General features: G+C 38.8%; 10 protein-coding genes. 3 read left to right on the forward strand and 7 right to left on the reverse strand.

Going from position 1 to position 14493, the window contains the following annotated elements:
- Window positions 1–96 precede the first annotated feature (96 nt).
- Entirely contained in the window at window positions 97–774 is a 678-nt protein-coding gene (locus BLR27_RS01925) for an ACP phosphodiesterase (RefSeq protein WP_143007682.1), read from the reverse strand.
- A gap of 136 nt (window positions 775–910) precedes the next feature.
- On the opposite strand from BLR27_RS01925, the gene tyrS reads away from it, so the two are divergent.
- The 3 genes from tyrS (at window position 911) to BLR27_RS01940 (ending at window position 5822) form a co-directional block, all read left to right on the forward strand.
- Entirely contained in the window at window positions 911–2194 is a 1284-nt protein-coding gene (gene tyrS, locus BLR27_RS01930; protein WP_090698725.1) for a tyrosine--tRNA ligase, read from the forward strand.
- Between the two features lie 62 nt (window positions 2195–2256).
- Window positions 2257–4056: a MutS-related protein gene (locus BLR27_RS01935; RefSeq protein WP_090698728.1), complete on the forward strand. Its 1800-nt coding sequence runs from the start codon at window positions 2257–2259 to the stop codon at window positions 4054–4056.
- Between the two features lie 545 nt (window positions 4057–4601).
- On the forward strand, window positions 4602–5822 hold the full coding sequence (locus tag BLR27_RS01940; protein WP_090698731.1) for an alanine racemase: 1221 nt from the start codon (window positions 4602–4604) through the stop codon (window positions 5820–5822).
- Window positions 5823–5994: 172 nt separating this feature from the next.
- On the opposite strand, the gene BLR27_RS01945 is transcribed toward BLR27_RS01940, so the two are convergent.
- From BLR27_RS01945 to BLR27_RS01970, 6 genes are all read right to left on the reverse strand, one after another.
- The gene (locus tag BLR27_RS01945; protein WP_090698735.1) at window positions 5995–6711 is read right to left on the reverse strand and encodes a 3-keto-disaccharide hydrolase; all 717 of its coding nucleotides are present in this window, start codon (window positions 6709–6711) and stop codon (window positions 5995–5997) included.
- Window position 6712: 1 nt separating this feature from the next.
- Complete coding sequence (locus BLR27_RS01950) at window positions 6713–7123, reverse strand: c-type cytochrome (protein ID WP_090698738.1); 411 nt, start codon at window positions 7121–7123, stop codon at window positions 6713–6715.
- A gap of 41 nt (window positions 7124–7164) precedes the next feature.
- The gene (locus BLR27_RS01955; protein ID WP_090698742.1) at window positions 7165–8217 is read right to left on the reverse strand and encodes a sugar phosphate isomerase/epimerase family protein; all 1053 of its coding nucleotides are present in this window, start codon (window positions 8215–8217) and stop codon (window positions 7165–7167) included.
- A 10-nt stretch (window positions 8218–8227) separates the two neighbouring features.
- Window positions 8228–9385: a Gfo/Idh/MocA family protein gene (locus tag BLR27_RS01960; RefSeq protein WP_090698746.1), complete on the reverse strand. Its 1158-nt coding sequence runs from the start codon at window positions 9383–9385 to the stop codon at window positions 8228–8230.
- Window positions 9386–9572: 187 nt separating this feature from the next.
- A complete protein-coding gene (locus BLR27_RS01965) occupies window positions 9573–10799 on the reverse strand; it encodes an aldose epimerase family protein (protein ID WP_245704396.1) in 1227 nt (408 codons plus the stop codon).
- Between the two features lie 15 nt (window positions 10800–10814).
- Window positions 10815–14216 (reverse strand): ThuA domain-containing protein, encoded by a 3402-nt coding sequence (locus BLR27_RS01970; protein WP_090698749.1) that lies wholly within the window; start codon window positions 14214–14216, stop codon window positions 10815–10817.
- Window positions 14217–14493: the final 277 nt, after the last annotated feature.

Consider the following 14493-nt stretch of genomic DNA (forward strand, 5'->3'; position numbering starts at 1 on the left):
CAATTGTAAAGACAGTTGAGAATTGCCTTAAATTGATCTGTATTTGGATTAAATAATTGTTTTAATGCATTATTCAACAGCCATTCTCAAATTACACTATGAATTGTCAATTATCAGTGAAATTTCGTCAAATATTTCCATGTAATTATCCTGTAGCTTTTCATGGTATTCACTCAGGATCAAAGAAAGGTTCTGCATCTGACTTTCATTTAGGGGATCCTTCCAGATGCGCATGCAGATCCGGTTCAATGCATACATCATGTTATGGCTTTCGCGATAACTATTCAGGTAATTTGCCTGGATGAATTTATCAAAGAACTTAAAAAAATGGTCTGTATCATCCATATTATTTAGTTCAAAAAATCGGTTCATGCCCACTCTGTCCGCTTGTCGCAGATGTATGTAAAGATCTTCGGCTACGATGTGATTTTCGGTCAGAAGTGTGCTGTCGAGCATGAGCTCCAGCGAAATATGCGCTAAAAATGAAGGCCTTACAACTGAATTATGTAAAGCGGGTGCAATGCGCTCCCGTATTGCTCTGGTGTGCTCAAAAAAGAAACCTGAATTATGAAAATGGCGGTCAACTGCGAGGTGTCTCTTCCAGCCATTAAGAATAGAGTTTTCAATATCGCTTGTAAATAATTCTGTTTTTTTTTCCGGGTGCATATTCCAGTCCTTTCTTGCATTTTTTACCAGATCCGGCAAAACCGTACCCAGCACCAGGTGTGGGTCTTCGCTATGTCTGTCAAAGTAAAAGTGAGATAGGAAATTCATTTTTTGTTATTTTGGAAGATATGCTTAGCATATCTTCCGGCTTGGTTAGCATTAGCATAAAAATACGAAAATATTTGCGATGCAGTGGTTTTATCAATTCTGTTATATTTGCAGTTCTAATGATCCTTAAGATAAAATGAACTTTGTAGAAGAATTACGCTGGCGGGGAATGCTGCACGATATAATGCCCGGTACTGAGGAAGAACTGAATAAACATATGACCTCCGGGTATATAGGTTTTGATCCAACAGCAGATTCATTACATGTAGGGCACCTGACTCAGATCATGACCCTCATTCATTTTCAGAGAGCAGGGCATAAGCCTGTAGCTCTTGTCGGTGGTGCAACAGGTATGGTAGGTGACCCTTCCGGGAAGTCGGCAGAACGTAATCTGCTTTCTGAGGATGTATTGAATCATAATGTGAAATGCCTTGAAGATCAGCTGAAGAAGTTTCTTGATTTCAACAGCGGTCCCAACAGCGCAGAAATGGTTAATAATTATGACTGGTTTAAAAACTTCACTTTCCTTGATTTTATTCGTGATGTAGGTAAACACCTGACAGTCAATTATATGATGGCTAAGGATTCTGTTAAGAAGCGTTTGGAAGGTGAAACTGGTATGTCTTTCACAGAATTCAGTTATCAGCTGGTTCAGGGTTATGACTTTTACTATTTATGGAAAGAAAAGAATTGTCAGGTACAAATGGGCGGTTCAGACCAGTGGGGTAATATCGTTACCGGAACAGAATTGATTCGCCGGAAGGCTGCTGGTAATGCATTTGCTATCACTACTCAATTGATCAAAAAGGCTGATGGTACCAAATTCGGCAAAACTGAGAGCGGTGCGGTATGGCTGGATCCTGCCAAAACATCTCCATATAAATTCTACCAGTTTTGGTTAAATACTACTGATTCAGATGCAAAAAGTTGGATCAGGATATTTACACTTAAATCGCAGGCTGAAATTGAGGAACTTGAAAAAGAGCATGACCTTGCCCCGCATTTAAGGATTCTTCAGAAGGCGCTTGCCGAAGAAATTACAGTTCGTACCCATTCTTTTGATGCACTTCAAACGGCCCTGAAAACTTCTGATTTCTTATTTGGGAATGGTTCTTTGGAGTTTTTAAATTCCTTAAGCAAAGAAGATGTGCTGGAAGTATTTGAAGGCTTACCTCAATTCACTATTAGTAAAGATGAATTTTCAGCAGGTATAAATGCGACCGATCTGCTGGCAGAAAAAACTACGGTATTCCCATCCAAGGGAGAAGCTCGCAAAATGATCAGTGGGGGAGGAGTTTCCATCAACAAGGAAAAAATAGCCGATCCTGCTCTGATCCTAAATACAGAAAATCTGATCAATGGTAAATTTCTGGTAGCTCAAAAGGGAAAGAAGAACTATTTTCTGATCATGGCTGAATAGTATTTAAGCTGTTCCCGTATGCCTGAGTCAAGCATGAACTGGAATAAACCATTAAATTAAGCATGCAAGAGCAGATAAGTGACTATTACAGGGCAAATAAGGCCAAATGTGATGAAGAAATAATAAGACTTGATCGGAAGATCAATATCTATTCCTTTATGCGCCTTTTTGCTTTAGCAGCAGGTATTATCCTGTTCTATCAATCCATTAAATATGAACTGATCTGGTTGTCGTTCTTAATCGTTCCTATCTTTATTCTTGGCTTTGCCTGGCTTGTTTCCAAACAAAGTATGTTTCAGAAGCAAATGAATTATTTCAGAAATCTGGGAGATGTTCATGCCAATGAACTTAACAGCCTTGAAAGAAAGTCAAATTTATATCCTGATGGTTCGGTTTATGCAGATGATCTTCACCCGTATACATCCGATCTGGATATTTTCGGAAAAGGATCTCTTTTTGAGATGATGAATCGCTGTGCTACTGTATCAGGTAATTTCAAATTAGCCGGCTGGCTCATGAAGCCTGCTACAGTGAGTGAAATCAGAGAAAGACAAATACTCCTATTCGAGCTCGATTCAAAATTAAGCTGGAAACACCATTTTCAGGCAGTATTACTGTTCTCTAATAATTCATCTGAAGATCAGGTCAAAGAATTATTCAGGTATTTAAAAACCGCCCCGGAAGAGTCAGGATCCTGGATTAAAAAATACGTTCGCTGGATTCCCTGGTTATTTTCAATAGTAGCCATCGGAGCCTGGTTTGTCCCATCATTACTAATTGCTCTGCTGGTACTCCTGGTTGTCAATCTGACCCTTATGCAAAACTATGATGCAAGGATTGCAAAAACAGATAGTATGATTGGCAAAATGAGCAGGATCCTCGATCATTTTTCTGAAGCTATTTCAGCGGTGAGAGATGAAGAATGGAAATCTCCGTTAAGTGAAAATCTGTCTGCTGATCTGAAGGATAATAATAATGGGAAGCTTTCTGAGCAGATTAAACGATTTTCACTTCTGATAAGCCATCTTACATTCGGGCAGACCGGGGTTGGTGCAATTCTCAATGCCATTATGTTATGGAATATCCGTCAGATCTTTGCTATTGAAGATTGGAAAAAGGATAATCATGACAATTTAAAACAGGCATTTGATGTCATTGCCACATTTGAAGCATTGATCAGTCTGAGTAGCTTAAAGACCAATTATCCTGAATGGTGTTTTGCTGGTATCAATGAGGGTGAACATTATACTCTGAAAGCTGAAGATATTGGTCACCCTTTGATCCCATCACAGGTAAGGGTAAATAATGATTATAGCTTAAATGCTGAATTGAAGATTGATATTATTACCGGTTCTAATATGGCCGGGAAAAGTACATTTTTACGAACTCTGGGGATCAATACGGTTCTTGCTCTTTGCGGTGCGCCTTCCTGTGCCTGTAAAATGGAAGTGAGCAGAATGCTTGTCTTTACCTATATGCGAATCCGCGATTCTTTGAATGAAAGCACCTCTACTTTCAAGGCGGAACTTGATCGTTTACAGGCTTTGCTTAAGATGTTAGAAAGCACTGAGAAGATCTATTTTCTGATCGATGAAATGTTAAGAGGAACCAACTCAGTTGATAAATACCTTGGATCTAAAGCTGTTATTGAAAAGCTGATCGCTCAAAATGCGGTGGGAATTGTGGCTACACATGATCTGCAGATCGCAGAGCTGGAAAAAAAATATCCAGATTACATCCGTAACTATTATTTTGATATTCAAGTTGAAGGAGAAGAAATGAACTTTGATTATAAGCTGAAGGCTGGTGAGTGCAAAACCTTTAATGCTTCATTGTTACTTAAAAGAATAGGGATCTATTAGTGCTTTGAAAGTTTAAGTTCATTCTATATTGAGACTGTTCAAGCTTCATATTCTTTAATACATGTGACATTTTTTAAACCCAATTAGTTCACTGTGCTTTTCCAAATAACCAGATTGATATAGTCCTGCTTCATTATAGCTCTTAAGTAAAGGTTTACTATCGGTTTTAAAATAGCTAATGGAACTATAGAAGAATAATTCTCGGTAAAGATCCGGATATAATTCCAGAATTTTTAAGTATCAATAATGGTACATGGATATTTTGTAATGCTTATTGTATGCTTCCAAATAATAGATGTTAATGATTTGATACTGGTTACGTTTTAGTTAATTAGTTGAAAATCAGTTTGTATTGAGGTTTATTCCCTTTGCATATTTTGTTTTATTTTAACCTTATTAACATATGCTTGCATTCCAATTCAATGTTTTATTTTTTTCATTAAAGAATTTATGATTTGTATTAGTCTCTATTGTAGGTCGATACGATTTTTTTTCATTATTTTTTTTAAATTTAGAATATAAACTAAAACTAAAAACCCAGTAAAATGTCTGATTCCCTAAACCGCCGTAAATTCCTGCAGGCCACTGCTGTTGCCGGTGCTGCTTCATTGTGGTCGCCATCTCTAAGTGCTGAAACTTTATATGAGGCAAATGTCTCGGATATTGGAAAATCTAAATGGGATCTTGATTCTCCGGCACTTTGTGTTGACCTTGATAAAATGGAGAAGAACCTTAAAGCAGTTCATACGGCTTTAAAAGGGACGGGTGTTGGTGTTCGTCCGCATGTTAAAACACATAAATGCCCTGCTATTGCAAAAATGCAGATCGCTGCAGGTGCTGTTGGCGTTTGTGCTGCTAAGCTTAGTGAATCAGAGGTGATGCTGGTTAACGGTATTCAGAATGTATTGATGACTGGCGTAAATGTTACGGCCTCAAAGATCAAGCATGCGATGGAACTGAGGAAGAAATACAAGGGCTTTATTCAGGCGGTGGATAACATGCAAAATGCAAGAGACCTGCAGGATGCTGCAAAGGCTGCTGGTATTGTTGCTGATGTTGTGGTGGATCTGGATGTGATCAAAAGATCGGGTGTGAGAAACGGACAGCCGGCATTGGAACTTGCTCAATTTGTCGACAAAGCTCCGAACCTGAAATTTCATGGTGTCCTTGCTTATGATGGAGCAGTACAGCACGTTGAAGGTTTCAAAGCTCGCAGAGAGCAGGCATTAAAGACATTTGAGCCGGTAGTTAATAGCTATGAGCTGATGAAAAAGGCTGGATTAAATACGGAAATTTTTAGTGGAGGTGGTACAGGTACCTATGATATCATGACTGAAGTTCCCGGATTTACAGATGTTCAGGTTGGCAGTTATTTGTTTATGGATCATCAGTATATGGTTATTGGTGGTAAAAATAATGAAAAAGAGTTTGATGATTTTGCACCTTCTTTGACCGTTATGGCCACCATTATTAACAATAGTAACGAAGGAAAGTACGTAACTGATTCGGGAGCAAAAGCTTTAACTCTGAACGTTCCTCATGGAAAAATAATCGGGGAGCCTGATTTTGATTATAATGCAGGTTCAGATGAATATGGATCAGTAAAAATTATCAATCCAAACAAGAAATATAATGTAGGCGATAAGTTTGAAGTGATTGTTCCACACTGCGATCCTGTGGTTAACCTGTATGATTTCATGTATGGGATCCGCAATGGAAAGGTTGAGAAGATCCTTCCAATTCTTGCACGCGGAAAATCTCAATAGGATTAATTTCAATTTTACACATCACCTTCCTGAATTTGTAAAAATTGATCTGAAGAATAGCATTTAATAAACATTATTTTACTAAATAAAAAAAGCTCAATGAGGTCTAATCATTGAGCTTTTTACTGAACTTGTTTTACTAATTATTGATCAAACTGTCGACCAATAATTTTTAAAGTTTCTTTATTTCAATATTTCTATACCAGACTTCATCTCCATGATCCTGAAGAGCGATCTTACCTGATTTGTAAATAGCAAATCCGGGCATGGTTTTGAACTTACTTCCGGCAACCATACTGTTCCATTGAGCATCCCACATGGTAGTTGAAACGATGTTTTTACCGTTCATTTTGAAGTCGAGTTTGCCATTGTTGGAGATGATCTCAACCTGATTCCATTCACCTACTGGATTTACTGGCTCAGAACTGCTGGCTATCAGATCATACAGATCTCCGGCGCGGTGTTTATAGATCTTTCCATCTGCATGGCCATCATTATCCAATACCTGCATTTCAGGACCAGTATTGTACGAAGAAGGGTATTTTGAGAGATCTTCTTTTACGAAGAAGATTATCCCGCTATTTCCATTTTGAGAGATCTTCCATTCCAGCTTAAGATGGAAATTTCCATATTCTTCGTTGGTTGTAATATCTCCACCTTGTCCTTCTTTTTTATTTTTAGCATCCAGATACAGGGTACCATCGCTCACTTTCCATGCCTGGCCAACTTCAGTTTTGCCATAAGTATGCCATCCAGCGGTTGTTTTTCCATCAAATAGTTTTTGCCATCCCTTTGATGCAGTATTTGAGGAGCTATTCATACCGTTTTTACTTGATCCGCAACCGCTAAACAAAATTGCAGAGAGAATGATCAGGCTGAAATATTTCATATTAATTAGTTTTTAGAGATAATATATATTTAATCATCTCTTTTGCATCATCTGTGCTGATAGCCGGATGTGGTGCCATTGGAATTTCGCCCCATGAACCTGATCCACCCTTGATTACTTTGCCTGCAAGCATTTCAATGTTTGCGTCTGTTGCTGCGTATTTGTTGGCTACATCAATGTAAGATGGACCCACAAGTTTAGCATCAACCTTATGACAAGTTAAACAGTCTGATCCACTGATCAATTGTTCTCCTTTTGCTGATCCAACTGATGCGGTTGCTGCTGTTGAAGTAGTATCAACAGGTGCTGCAACTGCAACTGTACTTGTATCTTCTGTGCTTTCTGATTTTTCGCTGCTTGTACAAGCAAAAATTAAGCTGCAGATTCCGAAAATTGCTATTATTTTTTTCATGAATTATATATTTTATTTTAATGTAAAAATAGTGAATTAAATTAAATGCCCAGAATTTTTCGGTTAAACTCATCGTCACTTCCGCGACCAGCGAAATCATCAAAGGCCTTTTCTGTTACTCTTATAATATGATCTTTTATAAAGGCTGCACCTTCACGTGCTCCATCCTCAGGATGCTTGATACAGCATTCCCATTCCATTACAGCCCAGCCTTTAAAGTCGTATTGGGTCAGCTTGCTAAAGATTTTTTTGAAATCAACCTGTCCGTCTCCCGGAGAGCGATACCGTCCTGCACGATTTGCCCAGCCCTGGTATCCTCCAAATGTTCCCTGTTTTCCTGTTGAGTTGAATTCAGCATCTTTCACATGGAATGCTTTAATTCTTTCGTGGTAATGGTCTATATATTGAACATAATCAAGGCATTGAAGAACAAAATGGGATGGGTCATATAATAAACATGCTCTGGGATGGTTATTGACCTTTTCCAGGAACATTTCATAGGTTACCCCATCAAATAAGTCTTCACCGGGATGGATCTCATAGCAAACATCAACTCCATGCTCATCAAAATGATCCAGAATAGGTAACCACCTTTTTGCTAGTTCTTTGAACCCTGCATCAACAAGTCCTTCTGGTCTCTGTGGCCATGGATGCCAGGTATGCCAAAGCAAAGATCCGCTGAAAGTTGCATGAGCAGTAAGCCCCATGTTTCTGGAAGCCATTGCACCATACTTTAATTGCTGAACGGCCCATTCTGTACGGGCTTTCGGATTATTATGCACAGAGGCAGGGGCGAAACCGTCAAAAAGAAGATCATAAGCCGGGTTTACTGCTACTAGCTGTCCCTGTAAATGAGTTGACAGCTCAGTGATCTCCAGACCACATTCATTCACTAATCCTTTGATCTCATCAGCATAGGTCTTGCTTTCTGCTGCTTTTTGAAGATCAATGCAACGCGGATCCCAGGTTGGGATCTGTACTCCAGCGTATCCGAGGCTTTTTGCCCATTTGCAAATTGATTCCAGGCTGTTAAAGGGGGCTTCATCACCTAAAAACTGCGCAAGAAATATTCCAGGTCCTTTTATTGTAGTCATTTTCTATAGATTAAACTTCAAAATTTGTCCATTTTTCATTACTTAAACTGCTTTTAACCACATTGTCGATAAAAGCCATTCCTCTGATCCCTTCATCTACTGATGGGAAATCAAGAGCTTCTTCAGGAGGAGTGGAGCCATCGATCCTGGCAGAAAGACATAAAGCAAAATTCCGGTAAAGGTTGCCAAAGGCTTCCAGATATCCTTCAGGATGTCCGCCTGGTGTGCGACTATTGAAAGCAGCATAATTAGTAAGATTATGCCCACCCGTCCTTAAGATCTGCGCAGGTTCATCCAGCCATTTTAAAATTAAGGTGTTCGGTTCCTGCTGTGCCCATTCCAATCCGCCTTTTTCTCCATAAACTCTGATCCTTAAGGCGTTCTCCTCACCTGCAGCTATTTGCGATGCAACAAGTACTCCATTGGCTCCATTATCAAATCGAAGAAGTACATTTCCATCATCATCTAATAACCTACCATCAACAACAATATTAAGATCGGCACATAGTTTACTGATCTTTAATCCGCTAATATATTCTGCAAGATGGGCTGCATGTGTTCCAATATCTCCCATACAACCGCTTTTACCAGATCTTTCAGGATCTGTTCTCCAGGCGGCCTGAGGGTTACCATCTTTCTCAGATAAACGGCTTAACCATCCCTGTGGATATTCTACTAAGATCTTTCTGATCTTACCCAATTCTCCGGATTTGACCATTTGCTTAGCCTGCTTCACCATGGGATAACCGGCATAGGTATGGGTAAGTAGTAACAGAAGCCCCGTTTCTTCTACCTTTTTCTTTAATTGTTTCGCTTCATCAAGAGTAAAAGAGATCGGTTTATCTATTACCACGTGAAATCCATGGTCGAGAGCCATCATGGCCGGAGCAAAATGGGCATGATTTGGAGTTACTATGGTTAGAAAATCCATCCGCTGATCTGCAGGCAGCTGACTTTCATTTTTGATCATTTCTTCGAAGCTATGATAGGTCCTGTCCTCAGCAAGGAACAGCATTTTGCCGCTCTCATCAGCCTTTTCAGGACTGGTACTGAGTGCTCCACATACAAGTTCTATCATGCCGTCCATATTGGCGGCTATGCGGTGAATGGCTCCGATAAAGGCTCCCTTTCCTCCGCCAACCATTCCCATTCTTAGTTTTCTGTTCATATGTATCTAATAAAATGTTCTTCGCTTTTCAGTATTTGCTAAAACGATCTATAAGGTGAAAAAATGTTCTAATTAAGAATTTAAGCCCCAATGGGAGCGATCCTAATAACAGGCTCAATATAATAATAGAGTACGGAATTTAAATTCAATAAATGCTTTTTTCAGATAAGACCACTTTGTTTTCCACCTATTTCTTTATTGAAAATTTATAAACAGTGCTGGTATTATACTTTTCTCCGGGATTTAAAACTGTACTCGGAAAGGCAGGCTGATTTGGCGAATCCGGGAAATGCTGTGTTTCCAGACAAAATGCTGTTCTGAAATCGTCTTTTGAGCCACCCTTAAATGTGTTTTTACTCTCCATGAAATTTCCACTGTAAAATTGAAGCCCAGGTTCCTTTGTGAAAACTTCCATGATAATGCCCGATCTGTCGCCTTTCGCAATAGCTGCCAGATGCATTTCATTGCTTTTTACAATATTCAAAACATAATTATGGTCATATCCCTTACCGTTCTTTAGCTGTACATTAACATCCGAGATTCTTTGTCCTATGGCTGAAATTTTTCTGAAGTCAAAAGGGGTTCCCTCAACTGATTCATGCTTTCCAAATGGAATCAAAGTTGAATCAACGGGAGTGTATAATTCTGCATTGATCTGAAGCATATGATTTAATATCGATCCTGAGCCTTCACCATTTAAATTAAAAAATGCATGGTTGGTTAAATTTATAACAGTCTTTTTATCAGTTGTTGCTTCATAGCTAATCTTTAATTCATTATAATCTGTCAGGGTATAAATAACTTTTACCTTTAGATTGCCAGGATAGCCTTCCTCCATATCTTTTGAAAAATAACTGAACTCTATCGTTTGTTCATTCGTTTGACTGGCATCCCATATAACATCCTGAAATCCTTTTTTACCACCATGGAGAGAGTTTACACCATTATTTATAGGAAGGATGTAAGTCGTTCCATCCAGGCTGAATTTCCCTTTTGCGATTCGATTACCATACCTGCCGATTGTTGCTCCAAAATAGGGTTCAGTTGATTTAATATATTGATCAACACTAGAAAATCCAACAATTACATCTGTCTGAACGCCATTTTTGTCAGGCATTTTCAGACTAATTATTCTCGCTCCGTAATTGGTAAATGCAGCTTCTACTCCATTTTTGTTTTTTAAAATAAAGAGATCAGTATTTTTTCCGTCAATACTTTTTTGAAATGCTTTTGGGGATAAAACATCTGTTTTTGCGATTGTATCAGTTTTTTCTTCCGGTTTTTTTGGGGAGCTGGTATTGCAAGCACTTAAACTATACAGGCAAAGCAATAACAAAGAAAATTTGAAATGCACTTTCATCACGTTTTCTGGCTTTAATTTATAAGCAGCTGATGTGATTCGTAGAAACCACATCAGCTGCATTTCAGTTTATAGTAATTTAGCCGGGATGAACTTTATGGTTCTGAGTAGTGGCCTTTGTTTTACATTTTTGGGTTCTGAAACGATATGAATATACAGATTATGTAATTTTCTATCAATTACCGGTTTAACTGAAATTGAAGTGTTTTTCTGCAAATTGAAAGTTCCATTATCTATAAAATTACCTTTCCCGATCAATAATCCTTTTTCTGAATCAAGGCGAAGTTCAATTGTATAATTTCCCGCTTGACCTTTTGAGATGTTCTCCAGTTCAACCTGGCTGATTCCTGAAAGATCTATCTGGTTCAATTTCAACCAGCCATTATTTTCCGGATAGACCAGGAAGCCACTATTGGTAGAATCTTTTAATGCAATTCTTGTTCTTTCTGTAAGTTCTCTGGCATTAAATATATTGCTTCGCAGATTAACACTTGCAGAACCTGATAGAGGTTTTAAACCTGATGCTCCCTGGTCAGTATAACTCGCATACAAACCGAAAATGGTATTTTCTCCATCAGTTGTTGAAGTTGCAGGCATGATTTTTCCCTGAATTGGAAGTGATGCTTTAGCGACTGCTTTGTTTTCTAAGGATAAAACCCATTGGGCGATCTTTTTAGAATCTGAATCACTCATAGTAGGGTGGGCTGACATTGCTACTTCTCCCCAAACTCCGCCACCACCTTTGATGATCTTTGCAGCCAAATAGCTGACCGCATTAGGATCTTTCTGGTATTTTGCAGATACCTGAGTGAATGATGGTCCTATAGATTTCTTATCAACCTGATGGCATGCCTGGCAATCTGATTTAAGCATTAATGCCTGCCCTGCCTGAGTTTCAGAATAAGCCTGATGTCCCAGGGATGAACCTGCCAGGTCAGTACCTTTAGTATAATTATTAGCTACATAAACAGTGTTCTTGTTTACTACAGCACCCTGATCACTGACCAATACCTGGTAATCAACTGGTCTTCCCGCAAAGTAGAAGCTTCGGTTTCCTTTTAAAACGATATCAACCTTGGGGCCAGCATTACCGGCAGTAACCTCAATTGAGCTGCTATTAGAACTTGCCATCTGTTTGTCGGTCAGCTGAACGCTAACAGGGTATTCACCAGCCTTTGTGTAAATATATTCGATGGATGGAATTGTGGTGGTTTTCTTAACGCCATTGCCCAGGTCCCAAACATAATTTATCTCATCTCCGTCAGGATCATTGGCATCAACTTTAGCCTGCAGCTTATAAGGAACTAAGCCGCTGGTATTTTTTATGATGAGCTTATTGATTTTCGGAGGGCGGTTACCAGCTATATAATCAATCCTTGAAATTCCTGCATCATCATTCTTAGAGAACCATCCTTTACCATATTCTAATACATAAATTCTGCCATCAGGTCCTACTTCCATATCAACAGGAGCTGCAAAAGATGTAGACGGCATGAAATCTTCCATACTGTCATAGTCTCCATTGGGCTTCATTGTAACAGGTTTGATCCAATTTCTGATCCACTCGTAAAAAAACAGTTTGTTATTATAATAATCCGGATATCTGGTTTCTTTAGGATACAGTTCATTATGATATACAGGTCCCGCCATAGCAGTCCTTCCGCCTGTTCCAAGCTTTGGGAATTCTTTTGATACGGCGTATGGATACCATATAAATGCCGGCTGAACCGGTGGAAGATTTTTTAAGCCTGTATTATTCGGGGAATTATTTACGGGTTTTTCCGGGTCGAATGCAGCTCCGGCTGTTCCTGTTTTATAATCGTATTCTCTGTATGGATAGTTTTTGCCAACAAAATATGGCCAGCCGAAGAAACCGGCATTTCTCGCCTGATTTAATTCATCATAACCTCTTGTTCCGCGTTCCGGACTATCAGCATTTGCATCGGGACCAACCTCACCCCAGTATAGAAATCCTGTTTTACTATCAACAGAGATACGGTATGGATTACGGTTACCCATTACATAGATCTCAGGCCTTGTACCCGGAGTATTGGGCGGGAATAAATTGCCCTGAGGTATCTCATAGCTGCCATCTTCCTTTACCCTGATCCTCATGATCTTTCCCCGAAGGTCGTTGGTATTCCCTGAAGATCTGCCTGCATCGTATTGCTCTAGTCCGGGTCTGTTGTCCATTGGCCCATATCCTTTATTGACAAATTGTTGCTTTGGAACATCAAATGGCGTAGTATTATCACCTGAAGAGACATACAATAAACCATCTGGTCCGAAGGCGATTGATCCACCAGTATGACAACATATTTCCCTTTGAGAAGCGACATCTAATATGACCTTTTCAGATGAAACATCTAATTTGTCGTTTATAAACTTGAACCTAGACAGGCGGTTAACGGAAATACCTATCGGACTATAATATATGTAAACAAAATTATTTTCCTTGAACTTCGGATCTGCTGCCAGCCCCAAAACACCCTCCTCTGCATTCACACCCTTTACTGAAGTTTGAGAATAGGTTTTTAATACTCCAGCCTGGCTAACACTTTTTGTACTTGCTTTATATAGCATGATCTCTCCTCTTCTTTGAACCAGTAGGATGTCCAGATTAGGAAGAATGGTCATTTCTGTTGGTTCAAACAATGTTCCAACAGTTAAAACAGTTTTCACCAGACGATTCTCTTCCGGTACTTTTGGTGTTAAAGCTTTTGAATAATTCAGGGGAGTATTATTTCCGATGGCATATTTAATCCCTCCCAGAACATGTTTCAGATATAATGGGTCTGAGTAAGATTCGTTGGTATGCCCCAATCCTGTGTAAAAAGCTCTGCCACCATCAAATTCATGAAACCAGGATATCGGATGATTTTCGCCATTCTTACCTCCCTGGTAGCTTTTCTCATCCAGCGAAATAAGTACCTTAACATTCTTGTTCAGTTCTTTGTAGTTATACCACTCATCTTTTCGTATCCATTTTTCAGGAAGGTGTTTTGATGAAATATGGGTTTTGTCAACCACATTTAAGGTTGCATCCTGAATTTGCGGGTGACTCAGGAAATAGCCGCCTGCCAATTTTCCATACCAGGGCCAGTCATATTCTGTATCCGCTGCAGCATGAATCCCTGCATAGCCTCCTCCTGCCTGAATAAATCGTTCAAAACTGATCTGCTGAGGGCTATTTAATACATTGCCGGTGGTGTTCAGGAAAATTACCGCCGAATATTTTTTTAGTGAATCTTCATTGAAATAATTTTCATTCTCGGTGGTATCAACCAGAAATCCATTTTCTTTACCCAGTTTAATGAGGGCTATTTTTCCTGCATTGATCGATTCATGTCGGTATCCTGCTGTTTTACTAAAAACAAGTACCCTTGGCTTAACAGTCTGTTTCCAGGTGTTAAAAGCGAATAGTGAAAGTACGACGATTACTGCCGGTATTAGTTTTGTTTTATTTATCATTTTTATGATTGATTGTCTTTTATCTCTCTTTTTGGGATTTATTTATTTAATGTTCATTTCAATCTTATTCTGGTATATTTTAAGAAAAAAACTTAAAATATTAGAAGTTCAGGAATACTTTGATTTACGGATGAATATTCAACGATGAAATTTAATTGAGTATGAATATTAAAAATAAAAATATACATTTATTTTAAACAAACTAATAGAAATTACCCAATCCACAAATCAACAGACTGGGTTATTTTTTAAATGATGTATTTAGATGATCGGCTTT

This window comes from Daejeonella rubra (assembly GCF_900103545.1).
Taxonomy (GTDB): domain Bacteria; phylum Bacteroidota; class Bacteroidia; order Sphingobacteriales; family Sphingobacteriaceae; genus Daejeonella; species Daejeonella rubra.